Source organism: Natronosalvus amylolyticus (assembly GCF_024298845.1).
GTDB lineage: Archaea > Halobacteriota > Halobacteria > Halobacteriales > Natrialbaceae > Natronosalvus > Natronosalvus amylolyticus.
The window spans coordinates 2,167,331-2,183,829 of the sequence record NZ_CP101156.1 but is presented as its reverse complement, the minus strand read 5'-3'; the positions used below and the strand labels follow the sequence as shown (position 1 = coordinate 2,183,829).

11 protein-coding genes are annotated in these 16,499 nt (G+C 62.8%); 4 read left to right on the top strand and 7 right to left on the bottom strand.

Annotated elements, in window-relative coordinates; translation table 11 throughout:
- Positions 1-71 precede the first annotated feature (71 nt).
- From NLK60_RS10360 to NLK60_RS10340, 5 genes are all read right to left on the bottom strand, one after another.
- A complete protein-coding gene (locus NLK60_RS10360) occupies positions 72-1,832 on the bottom strand; it encodes a histidine kinase N-terminal 7TM domain-containing protein (protein WP_254807716.1) in 1,761 nt (586 codons plus the stop codon).
- A 254-nt stretch (positions 1,833-2,086) separates the two neighbouring features.
- Positions 2,087-2,527 (bottom strand): acyl-CoA thioesterase, encoded by a 441-nt coding sequence (locus NLK60_RS10355; protein WP_254807715.1) that lies wholly within the window; start codon positions 2,525-2,527, stop codon positions 2,087-2,089.
- Between the two features lie 151 nt (positions 2,528-2,678).
- Positions 2,679-3,683 (bottom strand): AAA family ATPase, encoded by a 1,005-nt coding sequence (locus NLK60_RS10350; RefSeq protein ID WP_254807714.1) that lies wholly within the window; start codon positions 3,681-3,683, stop codon positions 2,679-2,681.
- A 342-nt stretch (positions 3,684-4,025) separates the two neighbouring features.
- Entirely contained in the window at positions 4,026-5,132 is a 1,107-nt protein-coding gene (locus tag NLK60_RS10345; protein WP_254807713.1) for a DUF7282 domain-containing protein, read from the bottom strand.
- Positions 5,133-5,338: 206 nt separating this feature from the next.
- Entirely contained in the window at positions 5,339-6,637 is a 1,299-nt protein-coding gene (locus tag NLK60_RS10340; protein WP_254807712.1) for an amidohydrolase, read from the bottom strand.
- A 112-nt stretch (positions 6,638-6,749) separates the two neighbouring features.
- Between NLK60_RS10340 and NLK60_RS10335 the strand changes: the two genes are divergently transcribed.
- Positions 6,750-8,207, top strand: a complete 1,458-nt coding sequence (locus NLK60_RS10335) for a threonine synthase (protein ID WP_254807711.1) — start codon at positions 6,750-6,752, stop codon at positions 8,205-8,207.
- A gap of 72 nt (positions 8,208-8,279) precedes the next feature.
- Positions 8,280-9,143, top strand: coding sequence for a stage II sporulation protein M (locus tag NLK60_RS10330; RefSeq protein WP_254807710.1), 864 nt, complete (start codon positions 8,280-8,282; stop codon positions 9,141-9,143).
- A 160-nt stretch (positions 9,144-9,303) separates the two neighbouring features.
- On the opposite strand, the gene NLK60_RS10325 is transcribed toward NLK60_RS10330, so the two are convergent.
- Positions 9,304-11,940, bottom strand: coding sequence for a heavy metal translocating P-type ATPase (locus NLK60_RS10325; RefSeq protein WP_254807709.1), 2,637 nt, complete (start codon positions 11,938-11,940; stop codon positions 9,304-9,306).
- A gap of 388 nt (positions 11,941-12,328) precedes the next feature.
- Between NLK60_RS10325 and hisG the strand changes: the two genes are divergently transcribed.
- A complete protein-coding gene (gene hisG, locus NLK60_RS10320) occupies positions 12,329-13,183 on the top strand; it encodes an ATP phosphoribosyltransferase (RefSeq protein WP_254807708.1) in 855 nt (284 codons plus the stop codon).
- A gap of 193 nt (positions 13,184-13,376) precedes the next feature.
- Entirely contained in the window at positions 13,377-14,207 is an 831-nt protein-coding gene (locus NLK60_RS10315) for an alpha/beta fold hydrolase (RefSeq protein ID WP_254807707.1), read from the top strand.
- A gap of 420 nt (positions 14,208-14,627) precedes the next feature.
- Here NLK60_RS10315 and NLK60_RS10310 read toward each other — a convergent pair whose 3' ends face one another.
- The gene (locus NLK60_RS10310; protein WP_254807706.1) at positions 14,628-16,472 is read right to left on the bottom strand and encodes a helicase C-terminal domain-containing protein; all 1,845 of its coding nucleotides are present in this window, start codon (positions 16,470-16,472) and stop codon (positions 14,628-14,630) included.
- Between the last annotated feature and the right edge of the window lie 27 nt (positions 16,473-16,499).

Genomic DNA, 16,499 nt, shown 5'->3' with positions numbered 1-16,499 from the left:
GGGGCAAAAGAGGATGCCGATACGACTCGACCTGGGAGGCTACGGTCGCGGCTTGTAGGTGCTCGAGGATGCTACGGCCGCGGTGGTTCGACACTCGGGCGGGATTCGCTCTCCCGTGGAAGCGTCGAGTCGGCCAGCGGTAGGGCCAGTTCGACGCGCGTGCCACCGAGCTGAGAGTCGTTGTCGATACTTAACTCGCCGCCGGATTTCTGGAGAAGGAGGTCGACCATCCAGAGGCCCACGCCGGAGCCGTGCTCGAGGTCGGTTTCACTCCCCGATTGCAGGGCGTCGACTTCTTGCGGATCGATACCCGTGCCGTTGTCCTCGATACGCAGTCGGCCGAACCGATCGGTACGCTCGACGGTCACCTCGAGGTGCAGGTCATCGGGGTCGCCCGGATAGTGGTCGCTCGTGTTCTCGAGCAACTCCCGGACAGCCTTCCGTATCTCCGGGTGGGCGCGAACGGTAACGCCCTCGGTTCGGTGGCAGTCGACCTCGACGGCCGAGTTTGCCCTGCGATAGGCCTCGAGCTCTTCGTCAACCGCTGCAGTCAGGTCGAGCGTCACGGGTGTCGTCTCGGCGTCGATGGTCTTTCGGAGGTCTCTGGCCTTCTCGCTGTGAGCGAGCAACTGTTCGGTGGTCTCGAGGATGGCCGTGGTGTGTTCGGTCAGACGTTCGTCGTCACTTTCGTCCGCGATCGCTTGCGTATGGCCTTCGACGACGGTGATCTGGTTTCTGATATTGTGTCTGAGCACTCGCGAGAATACCTCTTTCAACAGCGTGAGCTCTTGTTCGCGCTCGCGAAGCCGGGTAATCTCTCGGAGGACGATCACCGATCCGGTTTCCGAGGTTCCCTGGGTGATGGGCCGAACGTGTAAGGAAAAGTGTCTGGTGCCGGTTTCGGTTTCGATGGTTATCTCGCCGGTCTGTTTTCCGTCTCGTTCGTACATCGCGAGGATGTGTGGTTGGCGGGCACAGAACGTCGCTAGCTCGATTCCGATCGGATCAGATTGTGTGCCAAACAGGTCCGCTGCGGCGGGGTTGACGTCGACGACTGTGCCGTCGGCGTCGACGGAGATGACGGGATCGGCCATCATTTCGATGGCGTTGCGCCGGCTGACAGGTACCACACTAAACAGGTGATAGCGAAACACGGCCAGACCCCACAACACCGTCGTGAGCAAGAACGCAATCGGCGTCAGGTCGAGGTACGTCGGGACGCTCGTCATATTCCGAAACAGATGGGTGTTGAGCGCGCCCGGAAACCCGATGGCACACCCGACGAGCAACAGTGCGGTCTGTCGTCGATGGGTGCCGTGGGAGCCACGCGCGTCGTTGAGCAAGACGCCAGCGGGCAAGAGCACGAGTGCGATGGCAAACCCCATGTGGACGATATACCAGGGGCCGAGAACGAACTCGCTGATCCCGCTCGGATTCGACGGCGTCTCGGGCGCGAGCACCAGATAATGCCAGGGGTTCGTCGCCGTGAGCAAGACCGTCAGCATCGGGACCGTGAGCAACACCGCGAGGTGTACGGGGCGAACCTGCACCCGGTCGCGTCGAACGTACTCCCAGACGAGCACCACCCAGCCGACCATCACCATCGCCTGAAACGCGTGTCTGAACGTGGTGTTCACGTACACCGGCGCGAACTGGGCCGGCCACGTAATAAACGCCAACTGTACTGACCAGCCAGCCATCCCCACCAAACACAAGAAAAGCCCCGTTGCACCGGGCTTTTCCCGATTCTGAAACGCGTACGCCCCAACCCCAGCTATCGGCATCGCACAGATGAGCATCACAAACCCCATCGACTGGGCGGCACTGCTCATCGAATAACCATCGAAGACCAAACATGTATATCTACTGGCCAAACCGGGTTCGTTCAACCTCGAGAGGGGTGGAACATTGTAATCTGATGAGCGAAACTGAACGCTCGAGGCTGGCACGGGCCACCGCGGGTACTGTCAGCGGTCGTCTCCAAACGAATCTGGAGGTCCGTACTCGAGCCGATGTCTCCGAACCGACAGCGACGACAGTCGCGTTCGATCCAGTCTCCCGGCAGGAAATCGGGACACCCGTCCCCTCAGTTCGTCTCGGCCTCGAGCGCTCGCTCTTGGAGCTGTTTTCCCTCCTCGCTCTCGACGGTGAGTTCGGGGACGGGTGTCGGTTTGCCGTCCTCGCCGATTGCTACGAAGGTGAAACTCGACTCGGTGGTTTCCTCGCTCTCACCCGTTCGGGGCTCCTCACGCCAGGCTCGAATGCGAACGCGAACGCTCGAGGTGCCCGCTTCGTAGACGTAGGCTTCGACGAGGGCCGTGTCGCCGATGCCGATGGGCCTCGAGAAATCGAGTTCGTTCACGCGGGCGGTGACGCAGGTCTGGCCGGCAAAGCGCATCGCGGACATGGCGCCGACCTCGTCGAGCCACTTCATGAGGTTCCCGCCGTGGAGCGTTTCGTTGTTGTTCGCGTGGTTTGGCTGGACACGAAAGCGGTTCACGATGTGGGTGTCGAGCAGCGTTGGCATGTCCGTATGCACTCACGCCGGTCGTATAATATCGCGGTGCCGTCGTCCCTGGCGATAGCCGTTTTTTGCCCACGATGGGAGCCGATCAATCGGCGTCGACCTCGAAACGGGGCGCTCGAGGGTTCCGAGTCGGCTGGAAAACTGCCGTCGATTAGGCGTCGCGGCCGAGTTCGGCAAGCAGGTGGCTGATGTGGATTCGATCGCTTGCCCCTTCGGTCATCTCGAACTCGATATCGGCGACCTGGCGGTGAATCCGCGCCAGATCCTTTCCCTGATAGCGTTTCCGTGCCACCCGAAGCAGTTCTTCGAGGACCTCGCTCCCGTCGAGGCCTTCGTCGACGAGCAGGTCGTCGAGGGTCGAACGGGCGTCGGTGAACTCGCCGGCTTCGGCGTCGTCGAGCATCGATTCGATCTCCTCGTCGTAGCCGACGGTGCCGATGGTCTCGTAGGCCGTCGACATCGTAATCTCGCCTTCAGTTTCGGCCGTCGTCTGGGCGGCCAGGATTGCCCGGCGCAGGTTGCCGTTGGCGTAGCCCGCGACGAACTCGAGGCCGTTTTCGTCGTAGTCGACGCCTTCGTTCTCGACGATGTGCTCGAGGACGGCGACGGTTTCTTCGCTCGTGGGCGCGCGCATGGAGACGGGGAAACACCGGGAGCGAATCGGCGGAATGAGCTTCGTCGGTTGGCGCGTCGTGATGACGAACTGGGTCGTTCGGTGGTGCTGCTCCATGATTCGGCGCAGTGCCTGCTGGAAGTCCTCGCGGACGTCTTCAGCGTTGTCGAGCAGGACGGTTTTGTACGTTCCGGAGACGGGGGCGTAACTGGCCGATTCCTTGAGGACGTGATTGATCATATCGCGTTTGGACATCGACGAGCGACCGGTCAGAAAGCTCGCAAACCGTGGGTCGTTCTTGATCTCGGTTTTCGTCCGGCCGAAGAAGTCGGCGACGTTGATGATCACCAGATCGTTGTCCGGGTCCTCGTGGGCCGCCGCTGCGAGTGCCTTCGCCGCTGCCGTCTTCCCGCTTCCGGGCGGGCCCTGCAGGATGAGGTTGATCGGCTCGTCGACGGCCCGCTCGAGGTACTCGCGGGCGTCGTCCTGTGGTAACTGCTCGAGTGTTGGCGCGTAGGTCTCGGTCCACAGCGGCGCGTCCATCGGGCGATGGTAGGGATGGCGACCGTAAGAATCGGTCGGTTAGGTTGCCACGGCGAACCACTCCTCTGTACTGGATCGACAGCCCGTCTCATCCCGCCTCGAGCGCGCCGTCCATCTTCGCCTATGGAACTGACCTGCCTGCCTTTCCCCGAGGTCGCCGCGTCCACACGTCGTGTGCGGACACGGCTCCACGGCCACCGGTTCTCTGGCCGACCATCGGTCCATTGCTCTAGACTATCGGTTCACTGCTCCAGACCATCGGTTCACTGCTCCAGACTATCGGCTCACTATACTTTTAATTCAATAGCAATGTCTGCCGACGGTTTTCCCTCCCTCGAGTCCTCAGACGTCCTCGAGCGGATCTTCTTCTGGAACCGATGCCCGAATAGGGTCTCCGTTGACGGTTATCGGGTCGGCGTTCGGGAAGCCGTGGTCGTCTGCGGTGGGGTCGTGGTCGTCCGGAATCCCGGTGTACATCACGACGAACAGCGTCTCGTCTCCGTCGGGGTCGAACTCGAGCGTGACGTTCTCGTGGGTGCCAGCCTCGAGTTCCTCGCCCACGCCGCGGACGTCCTGGCCGTCGGTTTCGACCGTCAGGAAGCCGTCTTCGGGGAGGGTTGCATTGACCGTCACCGCCGAGTCGTTTCGCTCGATGACCTCGAGGTCGGGTTCGATATCGTACTCGATAGCCAGCGTGGCGAGCGCACCGTCGTCTCTGGTGTAGATGCCGATCGTTCGGTCACCGGGCTCGAGGCGGTCGGTGTCGATGTCGAAACTGATGGCTCGGTTTTCGTTGCCGTCGAGTTCGAGCAGTTGGCGCTCGCGTACCTCGCCGTCGATGCGGAGTTCGACGGGTTGGCGGGCGTCCTCGCCGATCGGGTTGCGGATGTCGCCTTCGAAAGTGACCGTTTCGTTGGTCGTCGCCGACGTGGGGCCGTCGATCGAGTCGACCCTGAACGAGTCGGTGGCCGCCTCGGGGTCGCGGTCTGCCAACGTCACGCTCGCGGAATCACTCACAGGATAGCCGGCGTCCATGTACGGTCGGTCCTCAGCGCCGTCGGTCGCGTCGTACACGTACTGCTCGTCGTCGGTCGTATCCTGGTGGACGACAGCCGTGAGTTGTCCAGAGAGGTCAGCCCCGTCGGCCGCTCGTTCGATGGTCAGGTTCTCGTGCGTGCCGGGCTCGAGGTACTCGGAGACCACGAGTGCCGCGCCGGTGTTGTCTCTGAGAACGATAAATCCGCCGTCGGAGAGCGAAACCGACTCGATTTCGACGCTGTTCCCGTCAGTGGTCTGGTCCGGGAACGTGATCGATGCTTCGGGTGGGTCGTCCACGCCGAACAGCGCCGGTGCCTGGCCGACGGTAATGCCTGCGGCGACGACGATAGCGATGACGATCACCAGTACGGCGACCAGTTTGAGCGTGCCAAAGGAAACTCGAGGACTCATCTGGGTGGGTCAGTTTCCAGCAGTAGGTGCTCGAGGGGGTAAAGTATCAGGTCCGTTCGGGACGAACGAGGGGGTGTAGTCTCACATTACCGCCAGCCCGTTCGTCGTTTCGAGCGGTCCGTCTGCTCGAGTCCGAACCGTGTCCAACCGTTCTTCGAACCGTTCACTCGAGGTGGCCCGTTCGACACCCGTTCACCGGTGGCCCATCACCCGTCTGCTCGTTCGAGCAACGCCGTCGCCTGTTCGCTCGCCCGGTCACAGATAGCCGTCTCGTCGAGCGTCAGGACCTCCCGGTCACGCATCAACACCTGGCCGTCACAGACCGTGTGACGGACGTCGCTCGCCGTGGCGGCGTACGCGAGGTGGCTAACCGGGTCGTGGACCGGCGTCAGGTGCGGTGCGTCGAGGTCCACGACGGCGAAGTCGGCTGGCGCGCCGACCTCGAGTCGGCCACTGTCGAGGCCGAGCGCGTCGGCGCTGCCGGCGGTCAGGGCGTGTACGACTGCCTCGGCGGAGACGGCGCTTGCATCGTCGGCGGCGAGTTTGCCGACCATGGCGGCGTCGCGGGCTTCATCCAGCATCGAGAGGTCGTTGTTCGAGGCCGCACCGTCGGTTCCGAGCCCGACGGTGACGCCGGCATCGAGCAGGTCCTGGACGGGGGCCATGCCACTGGCGAGTTTCATGTTCGAGGCGGGACAGTGAACTACGCTCGCGCCCGTCTCCGCGAGGAGCTCGATCTCTCGGTCGTCCAGATGGACGCCGTGAGCCAGGAAGTCGCCCGCCTCGAGCAGGCCACGTTCGGCTGCGTACTCGAGCGGGCGAACCCCGTGTTCGTCGACGATGGGGTCGACCTCTTCGCGATTCTCGTTCGCGTGGTAATGCAACGGGATACCGGCTTCACGGGCTTTCGGGACGAACGTCTCGAGAACGTCCTCGGAAACGGTCGTCAGCGAGTGTGGCATGAACGCACTCGAGATGCGTCCCTCAGCGGCGCCGTCGAGTTCGATTGCGACCTCCAGGCCCTCCTCGGCGTCGGCATACGCCGCGTCGTCATCTTTGCCTACGGTCACGATACCGTGTCCCAGTCGGGCGCGGACGCCAGCCTGTTCGACCACGGTGGCGACTTCATCCATCTCGAAGTACATATCCGCGAACGCGGTGACACCAGCTTTGATGAACTCGAGGATGCCCAGCTCGGCTCCCACACGGATGTCCTCGGGCGTGAGCGCCGCTTCGACGGGCCAGATATCCTCCTGGAGCCAGGCCTGGAGGGGTTTGTCGTCGGCGTAGCCACGAAGCAGACTCATCGAGACGTGGGTGTGGCCGTTGACGAACCCGGGAGCGACCAGACAGCCGTCGGCCTCGAGGACCGTGCTGGCGGCCGAGCGATAGTCGTCGCCGATATCGAGAATCGTTCCATCGTCCTGATCGACGAGCACGTCCGCGTACTCGACGGTTCCGTCGGGGCGAAGTACCTGCCCGTCTACGATCGCCAGTGTCGTCATTGGGCGAGGGTTTCCGCCGGAGCGGCCTTTATCTATCGTCTCGAATCCGTCGGTGTGGTCACCTGACTCGAGGTATTCACAGATAAGTGGCGGCCGGCCGTTGGTCGACTCGATGGCCCCTGAGGACTCCTTGGCGACCCGTCACCGCTCGCTCGCCGATCCGTCGATCACCTACCCGCTCGAGCCGGCACCGACAGCCGGCTGTTCGGAGACGAGTACCGATGAGATCCAGTACCCCGTGGGCGTCGACTACGATTACGACGCCGTCGACACTGAACTGTTCGACCCAACCGGTTCGACGTGGGAAACGCCAGGTCTCGAGCGCTGGCAACCCCTCCTCCCGCCGCTCGCAGCCGACACGCTCGGCGAGGGGAACACGCCGTTACTTCCGGTGGACGACCTCGCGGAGTGGCTTGGATTCGAGGCGTGGCTCGAGTCGGCAGGAGAATCGACCGATGATGGCGGCCCCGACAGAGCCGTGTTCCTCAAAGACGAGTCCCAGAACCCCACCTGGAGTCACAAGGATCGGCTCAACCGCTGTACGGTCAGTGCGGCCGTTCGCGAGAGCGCGGCGGGCGTCGTCGCTTCGTCGACGGGCAACCACGGGGCCGCGGCGGCCGCTTACGCCGCTCGAGCCGGACTCCCCTGTGTCGTGTTCACGGCACCACAGACCCCGGCGGCAGTGCAGGCGTTCATCAGGAGCTACGGCGCGGTCGTCCTCGCCGTCGACGACATCGACGTTCGTCAGGAGGCGGTCGATCGGCTGACCGAGACGTATGGCTTCCACCCCGTCAGCAGCCGCACGGCCGTTCACACGGGTCACGCCTGGGGACCGGAGGGCTACAAGACGATCGCCTACGAACTCTACTGCCAGTTTGGCGGGTCGGTTCCGGGGACGGTCGTCATCCCGACGTGCTACGCGGAACTGCTCTACGGGGTCTGGAAAGGTTTTCGCGAACTCGAGGGACTCGGCGTCGTCGATCGAACCCCGCGGCTGGTCGCCAGCGAACCCGGTGTTCGGGCACCGCTGTGTCACGCTCTCGAGTCGGGTGCCGAGGTCGCCCACGTCGAGGCCGAACCGACCGAAGCCTACTCGATCAAGGCGACGACCAGCAGCGTCCGTGGTCTGCGGGCGATCCACGAGAGCGATGGCCTCGCCGTCGGCTTCTCTGAACTTCATCTCGAGGCCGCCCAGCACGGACTCGCCCGGACTGGCTTCTGGCAGGAGTCCTCCGGCGCCGCCGGAATCGCGGGACTTCGTGCATTGGTCGACGTTCTCGAGGGCGAGTGCGCTGAAGACGACTCCGTTCGCGCCGTCACGGCCGATGGCAACGCACTCGAGGCGGGGACACTCGAACTCGAGGCTCCGGTCGCCGTCGTTGCGACCTCGAGCGGGTTCAAAGACGGCGCTGCGCTCCCTGGTGATCGGATGTGGGAAGCCGATGACAGACGCGAGGACAGTGAGGGGCGACACCGTAGCGTCGGTGGCTGGTTTCAGGCACCAGCCGTCGACCCCACGTGGGAGGCGATTCGGGAGGCGCTCGAGTCCCACGACGGGGTACCGGTCTGAGACCGTATGTGATGGTCGATCCCGACAGCTTCAGTCGGCGGATTTATCGCTTCCCTGACCGAAAGCGAGAGTATGGAGGTACGCACGGAGACGGTTACGAACTCTGGGGCCGGTCGGTTGACGATTGCCCTCGTGGGTATCACGCTGGTGACGGCGCTCGTTCTCGCGTTCACCGAGCCGAGTCCGCTCCCGGCGCTCGGTGCGAGCCTGCTCGCTGTCGGGTTCGCCGCGTTCGTCGGCCTCGAGGCCATCGATGTGGGTCGACCGCTGACGGCATTGACCGACGCGTGGGCCGAACACCGGCGTTACGTGGGCTTTGCCGCAGGTCTGTTCGGTTTCGGGAGCTTGCTTGGCATCCTGCTGTATCTCGTCGGCGTCGACCTGATCGACGTCTTCCTCGAGTTGCTGAGCGAGGAGTTCGGCGAGGAGGTCTTCGAGGATGAAACCGGGGAGCCAGCCGAATTCGAACTCACCGCCGGCTTTTTCATCGGGCAGAACACGCCACCGTATCTGATTTCGATTGCCGGAGCCGCTTCGCTCGGACTGCTGACGGCCGCGGTGATGGTCTTCAACGGCATCCTCGTCGGCAACATCGCTTACAGCGTCGGACAGTTGGCCGGATTCGCCGAAATAGTTCTCCTGTTGGCCCCACACGGAATCTTCGAACTCACCGCACTGTTCATCGCCGCGGGTGTCGGTTTCCGAATCGTCTACCGACTGGGGCAGCGAGTCGGCGGCTCTCGAGACGCGTTCGTCACCAGACGATATCTGTACCGAACCGGTCTGCTGGTCATCTTCGGCTGGTTCCTGCTCGTGCTGGCGGCGTTCGTCGAGGCGTATCTGACGATTCCGATAGCGGAGGCGCTCGTCGGTGACATCGGTGAGGTCGAGGACGCGCCGCTCTCGAGCGCACTGTTCGGCTATAGTAGCCAGTGAAACGATTTACACACCTATCGCGACGCCGTCTTGCGATAGGGTGTGCAATGGCTTTCAATGGCTACTATAATTGGCTACCAACGGTCCCCTGTGCAAGTTGGCTTTCCAAACGTCCCTCCCGTAGCCAGCAAAGTGACCGGTTCGCTGTAGCCAGCCACTCTTATCGCCGCAGCCAGTACAGCGGTTTCAACACCGCTGGTCGGTAGTCCTCGTGCGGGTCGTAGGTGGCGAACGAGAGGCTGTTGGCCATCACGCTCACGCTCGAGCCAGCCATCGCGAGTCCAGCGAGTGCCGGGTTGAGCAAGCCGAGGGAGGCGATCGGGAGCAACGTCGTATTGTAGATAAACGCCCAGAAGAGGTTCTGGCGAACCTTTGCGATCGTCGCCTCCGAGATACGGACCGCCTTCAGCACGTCCGCCGGATCGTCACGCATCAGCGTCACGTCGGCGGATTCGATGGCGACGTCGGTTCCCGAACCGATGGCGACGCCGACCTGTGCCGTCGTCAGCGCCGGGGCGTCGTTGACGCCGTCGCCGACCATCATCACTCGCGACCCGTCCGCTTGCAGGTCGTCGACGTGGTCGGCTTTGTCCTCGGGTAACACGCCCGCCCGAACGTTTTCGGCGTCGATACCGACTTCCGTGGCGACCGCTCGAGCCGTCCGCTCGTTGTCCCCGGTCAGCATCACGACCTCGAGGCCGCGAGCTTTGAGGGCGGCGACGGTTTCTCGAGCGCTCTGACGTACCTCGTCGGCGACGGCGACGACGCCGAGCAACTGGCCGTCGACGGCGACCGGAATCGCCGTTTTGCCCTCCCGCTCGAGTCGCGTGAGCGTCTCTTCGGCAGCCCTCGGATCGATACCCTCGTCTTCGAGGAGTTTTCGCCGGCCGATCACGACTCGTCCGCGCGTCGTTTCGGCCCGGATCCCGTGGCCGGGAACGTTCTCGAAGGTCTCGAGGTCGCCGACCTCGATATCCCTGTCCGTAGCCCCGTCGACGATGGCGCGAGCGATCGGATGCTCGGAGCCGGATTCGGCGGTCGCCGCCGCGCCAAGGACCAGCGACTCGAGCGACTCGGTCCGTTCGGCAACGGCCCCGCCGTCGGGTCGCGTTCCGTCGCCGCCGTCGGGCCGTGCGTCGTCGAAGACGACCACGTCGGTCAACGTCATTTTGCCGTGGGTCAGCGTGCCGGTTTTGTCGAAGACGACGGTGTCGATACCCCGAACCTGCTCGAGCACGTCGCCGCCTTTGAAGAGAACGCCGTTGGTCGCACTCAGCGTGGAACCGACCATCGTCGCAGCGGGTGTTGCCAGCCCTAACGCACAGGGGCAGGCGATCAACAGCGCCGAGGCGAGAACGACGACGGAGAACTCGAGGACGGGGACGCCGCCCACGACCGGGCCGCCGCCGACCGGTGCGAGAATCGGCAGCCAGGAGCCGACCCACGAGGAGACGCCGTAGAGGGCGTCGGGGAACAGTGCCCAGAGGGTCGCCCAGATGATCGCGTTGACGATCACGGCGGGGACGAAGTACGCGCTCACCGTGTCGACCAGCCGCTGAATCTCGGGCTGGCGCGACTGGGCTTCCTTGACGCGTTCGACGATCTGTTTGAGCGCGGTCTCGGAGCCGACTTTCGTCGCCTCGACGTACAGGACGCCGTTTTCGTTGATGGTACTCCCGACGACGTCGTCACCGTCGCTCTTCTCGACCGGGACGGACTCGCCGGTCAGCATCGACTCGTCGACGGCGCTTTGACCCTCGAGGACGACGCCGTCGGTCGGGATCCGCTCGCCCGGTCGGACTTTCAGCACGTCGCCGACCTGGACGTCCTCGAGCGGAACGGCGACTTCTTCGCCGCCGTCCTCGCCGTAGTCTCGAACGACCGTCGCGTCCTCGGCTTCCATCTCGAGCAGTTCCCGCAGGGCGTTCCCGGCACGGGCTTTCGAGCGTACCTCGAGCCAGTTGCCCAGCGTGATAAACCAGAGGATGAACGCGACGGCCTCGAAGTAGAGGCTGCCGGTAAGCCCGATGGTGAGGACGGCCGTCGAGTAGACGTAACCCGCAGACGTCCCCATGGCGACCAGGGTGTCCATGTTTGCCCGTCGGTTATGTGAAAAAGCGCGGTAAGCGCCGACGAGGAACTCCCGGCCAAGCGTCGCCATCAGCACCGTCGCGAGAACGAATTCGGTCCAACGGAGGACGCCCTCGTTGATTCCTAGCAGTTCGTGCAGCGGTGGAACCAGGCCCAACATCGCGAGCATGATCGGGACGAACGGGAGCGTGAGGAGACCACCACCGATCACGAGTTTGCGCTGTCGAGACAGTTCTCGCTCGACGGCCCGCTCGCGCTGGCTTCCTGCAGCCTCGTCTGCCTCGTCGTCCGCAACGGGTTCGTACCCCGCCTCCTCGATAGCCCGACGCATCTCGGGGAGCGAGATATCCATCGGATTGTAGCGAACTCGCGCCTCGTCGGAGGCGAAGTTCACGTCCGCGGAAACGACGCCGGGGAGCGCCTCGAGCGCCTCGCCGACCGTCCCCGAACAGGTGGCACAGGACATCCCCATGACGGTGATCGACGCCGTCTCCGTGTTGGCTTCGAAGCCGGCCTCGGCGATGGCGTCGACGATTTGCTCGAGCGTTACCACTTCGGGGTCGTACGCGACCGTCCCCTCGTCCGTCGCGAAGTTCGCACTTGCCGTTTCGACACCCTCGAGTGCGCCGACGGCATCCTCGATGCTCCCGGAACAGGTCGCACAGGACATCCCGGTAATCTCGAGGTGTGCGTGTCTGGTCGTCATACCTAGGTGTACGGGATGTAGATTGAAGCGATTTGTGCCTTTGAAACCAAGAAAATGTGGGCGGTAATTCTTCGATTACAAATCAGTCTGCTTCCTGAACCTGCTTACGGCGGTAGCCTCTGTTGAGGCCGATATCCGTCCACTTCCCGTCCATCCGAGGATTTGTACTCTCGTTTCGTCAGCGGTTTTCTCTCGCCTTTGGCGTGGGCTTCGGTCGTTCAAACGGGTTCTGTCGGGTTGCTATCGCCACTGACTTTAAAATCGAAAACGATGGCTGGAATACAAACACCGTCTGCGCTTCGGCGAACACTCGAGTCACCGGTCACCGAGCCCTCGAACACGCCTCGACATGGAAAGACAGTTCCTTCCCCGCCACCAAGAGTCGCCAATGCGAATCGCCGTCCCCAACAAGGGCCGTCTGCACGATCCGACGATCGACCTCCTCGAGCGGGCGGGGCTCCATCTCGAGAACGGGGCTGCTCGCAAACTGTACGCCGACACCGTCGACCCCGACGTGAGCATCCTGTTCGCTCGAGCGGCCGACATCCCGGAGTACATCGCCGACGGCGCAGCGGACGTTGGTATCACCGGTCTGGACCAGGTTCGTGAAGCGGATGTCGGCGCCATCGAAGAGCTACTGGACCTCGAGTTCGGCCGCTGTCGTCTCGTGTTGGCGGCTCCCGAAGACGGGGACATCACCGCGGTCGATGACCTCGCGGGGAAGACGGTCGCGACCGAGTTCCCGACGATTACCCGACGGTTTTTCGAAGAACGCGGTCTCGACCCCTCCATCGTCGAGGTGACCGGGGCCACGGAACTCACCCCGCACGTCGAGATGGCCGACGCCATCGTCGACATCACGAGTACGGGCACGACGCTCAAGATGAACCGTCTCGCCATCGTCGAGGAGGTGCTCTCGAGTTCCGTTCGCCTGTTCGCCCACGAAGACGTCGCTGATGACCCCAAGGTACAGGAGATTCGGACGGCGCTCTCGTCGGTGCTCGCCGCGGATGGGAAACGCTATCTGATGATGAACGTTCCGCGCGACCGCCTCGAGGCCGTCCGTGACGTGATTCCGGGGATGGGCGGGCCGACGATCATGGACATCGCGAACGGCGACGGCGAAAAGGTCGCGGTCCACGTCGTCGTCGATGAACGGTCGGTGTTCGAGACGATAACCGAACTCAAGAACGCGGGTGCGAGCGATATTCTGGTCACCGAAATCGAGCGAATGGTTCGGTAACACGCCTAGCTTAACTACTCTCATTTCGGTTCGGGGAACTTCTGATAAATTGACATAAATACTCCGTAAATAGAACGCACGTATCGGCTACGCCTGATTCGTCACCTGTTGCGTCTCTTTCACCGTCTGCAAATCTCGCAGCAGTTGCTATCATGTGACTGGTACGAATAGGGAGATAGCGGGGGATGCAGACATGAATGAGTCAACAGCACCAGACGAAACGACTGAAAAGAAAATCGTCACCTCCGCAGATGGGACTGAAATCGCGTTTACACGGACGGGAAGCGGGCCACCGCTCGTACTCGTCCACTGTGCCAGCGCTGATCACAGAATATGGGAACTCTTCGACGTCCGTTCCATACTCGCGGAGGACACCACGGTCTACGCAATTGACCGTCGAGGGCGTGGCGAGAGCGGTGATGCCGAGGCGTACGAACCGGACCGGGAGTTCGAGGACGTGGCTGCTGTCGTCGAGTCGATTGACGAACCAGTGACCCTCCTCGGTCATTCCGCAGGGGGCTTCTACAGCTTGGAAGCGGCCCTGCGAACCGACAATCTCAGCGGGCTCGTTTTGTACGAACCCGCCTTTTTCGTTGATAGGTCGGACGTCTCCGATGCGGATCGAATCGAAATGATGTCACTGCTGGAAGCCGGAGAACTCGAGGAGGGGTACGTATTCTTCATCGAAGAAATCGCGGGATGGACGTCGGAAGAACTGGACGTCGTTCGATCAGCGCCCACGTGGGAAGAGTATGTAGAGAGGTTCCCAACACTGCTTCCGAAGTACGCGAGGATCCCGGAGTACGAATTCGATCCCGCCCGCTTCGCGGACGTGACCACGCCGACATTACTCTTGACCGGTAGCGAGAGCCCTGAGTGGTATCGGTCGACGACCGAAGCGGTCAATGACGCGCTTTCGAACACCCACGTCGTCACCTTCGACGGCCACGGACACGCTGGACCGCTCACCGCGCCAGATCGCTTCACCGACGAGGTACTCTCCTTCGTTAATGAACCGGCTTAACGGGTTAGCACTCGGCTTCTGATTTTTCGGAGGTATTCGATACGAAGTTGGGTTGGCCGGTTGGCTCACCAGCTCGACCGCGGAACATTCGGTCTTCACCTGCTGCATCGATCCTCTGTGTGCGGCAGATCGCCCAAAAACATCAATCCAACAACACACCAACAGGGATATTATTTCCAAAAGAACGGGACAGCGTCCTCTCCCTATCGTATCGAGGGTCGTAGAACAGTGCCTCGAGCCGCCTGAAACAGCGACCCGAGCCATCTTTGAAGCTACACGACCGATTTCGGCAGTGCTGGTCGTCAAATTCATAGGTTCCGAGCGTGAATCTCTGGCTATGAGCATGAACCAGATCATCGCAGTGTTGTTTTCGCTGCTGATGGTCACGTCGATGATCGCCTGGGGCGCGACGTTTATTTTCTAGCCGTCTGTGTCCCAGACGTCGGCCAGCGGACTCCGTTTCGAGGAGCGTCCGCTTCGTGAGCGTGTTCCCGAACGATTGCGGCTTCGTTCGTACGTCCCCGTCTCGTTGCTCGAGGAACTCGTCTTCGAGCGAGTCGACCCGCCGCCGATACTCCCGCCGGCCGAATCCAGCGCTGTTCGCGGCTCGAACGAGGGCAGGTCGGGCGTCTCGAGGCGGTCGACCTGTGCTGCGAACCAGTCGGGCATATCCGTCCGTGCGCGTTCGAACAGGTCGAGCAGGCTCGAGTCCGCGACGTAGGTCGAGCCGTAGTCGTCGGGGGCGCGAATCACGCGGCCACAGGCCTGAATCACCGTTCGTAAGGCGGCCCGGTAGTACCACGCCCACTGCCCCGACTCGAGGCGGTGGGCCACCCTGGAGTCGCTCGTGTTCAAAAACGGCGCTTTACACAGCACCTGCCAGCGACAGAGGTCGCCTTTCAGGTCCAGTGCCTCCTCCATTTTCACCGAAAGGAATACGTCCGGATCGTCGCTCGCTTTCCAGGCCTCGAGGTCGGCGTTCCGGTCGTCACGCGTGTGGGAGCGTACACGGTTCCCGACGCCGAAATCGGTGAGCAACGACTCGAGTTCGTCCTGAATCGCATACGAGTGGGCGTGGATCAGCCCCTTCTCGTCGGGATGTTTCTGCATGATCCGGACGATGCTTCGGGCGATCTTCGGGAGAGTTTCCTCGCGCTCCTCGTAGGTCATTTTCCCCTGTGTGACGTCGTACAGCGGCCGGTTTTCGACGGGGAAGGTGTGGCCGACGTCCACCAGCGCGACGCGGGAGGGCTCGAGTCCGACGTGGCGACAGAAGGCGTCTTTGTTGAGGATGGTCGCCGAGAGCAGCGCGAACTTGTTGCCCCGGTCCCAGACGGTGTACCGGAGATAGCGCTCGGGGTCCATCGGCTTGATCGTGAGCGCTCCGCCAGCGGGGTCGTCATCCTCGCTCGAGTCAGTACTGCCCGTCTCGGGTTCGCTCTGATCGACCAGCCACGTCGTGGGGCTCTGTGGGTCTCGGTAGTCTTTGACGAAAAATTCGAGTTCGCCGATGAGTTCCTGCAGTCGGTCGCGTTCGCGAACTTCGCCCGGCGACAACGACTGCTGGCCTAGGAGTTCGTCTTTGCGACGGGTACACTGCTGGGCGAGGGCGTCGGCGTACTGGACGGCGCGTTCGACGGAGTCGACGGCGGGGACGCGTAGATCGTCCCAGAACGGGACGGTACGGGGTCCAAGCTGGATTGTGGCGTACATTTCGGCCCACTCGGCGAGGCCGTGAGCTTCGTCGATGACGACCACGTCGCGTTTTCGGAAGACCTCGCTGCCGGCGGTTTGCATGAAATACGCCAGCGTCATCGCCGCGATTTCGCGGTTCGAGGCGATGGCGCGGTCAGAAAAGTACGGACAGCGGTGTTGGACCGAACAGTCGTAGCCGCGTTCGCGAACGCAGGGTGCCTGATTGACTGGCGTGTCGAGTTCGCCGGGGAGGATACAGGTGTAGTTCGATTTCCCGCGGATGATGTTGAGGTCCTGCAAGAGGTCGTCGCCCGCGACGTCGTCGAGCTGTGACACCTGCGGGGTCGTGTAGTACGCTCCCGTGGCGTCGACGGGGTCGCCTTCGGCTGCCGTTCGCGCACAGCCGGCGACCGCTCGAGCGAGGAGGCTCTTGCCACTGCCCGTTGGCGCGCGGACGAGGACCACGTCGTTGCCCGCTTCGAAAGCGTCACGAATGTCGCCGAGTGCCGCTTGCTGATTGCCGCGATAGCTCGGCGCGGGGAACGCGTCGAAGATCCGGTCGGGATTCACCACTCGAGGAACCGACGGCCGTCGTCC

Bases quoted from the DNA above. Each gene is read 5' to 3' on its own strand.
- NLK60_RS10360 (WP_254807716.1), bottom strand. From the start codon at position 1,832: ATGAGCAGTGCCGCCCAGTCGATGGGGTTTGTGATGCTCATCTGTGCG.
- NLK60_RS10315 (WP_254807707.1), top strand. From the start codon at position 13,377: ATGAATGAGTCAACAGCACCAGACGAAACGACTGAAAAGAAAATCGTC.
- NLK60_RS10335 (WP_254807711.1), top strand. From the start codon at position 6,750: ATGGCCCCTGAGGACTCCTTGGCGACCCGTCACCGCTCGCTCGCCGAT.
- NLK60_RS10345 (WP_254807713.1), bottom strand. From the start codon at position 5,132: ATGAGTCCTCGAGTTTCCTTTGGCACGCTCAAACTGGTCGCCGTACTG.
- NLK60_RS10355 (WP_254807715.1), bottom strand. From the start codon at position 2,527: ATGCCAACGCTGCTCGACACCCACATCGTGAACCGCTTTCGTGTCCAG.
- NLK60_RS10330 (WP_254807710.1), top strand. From the start codon at position 8,280: ATGGAGGTACGCACGGAGACGGTTACGAACTCTGGGGCCGGTCGGTTG.
- NLK60_RS10340 (WP_254807712.1), bottom strand. From the start codon at position 6,637: ATGACGACACTGGCGATCGTAGACGGGCAGGTACTTCGCCCCGACGGA.
- hisG (WP_254807708.1), top strand. From the start codon at position 12,329: ATGCGAATCGCCGTCCCCAACAAGGGCCGTCTGCACGATCCGACGATC.
- NLK60_RS10350 (WP_254807714.1), bottom strand. From the start codon at position 3,683: ATGGACGCGCCGCTGTGGACCGAGACCTACGCGCCAACACTCGAGCAG.
- NLK60_RS10325 (WP_254807709.1), bottom strand. From the start codon at position 11,940: ATGACGACCAGACACGCACACCTCGAGATTACCGGGATGTCCTGTGCG.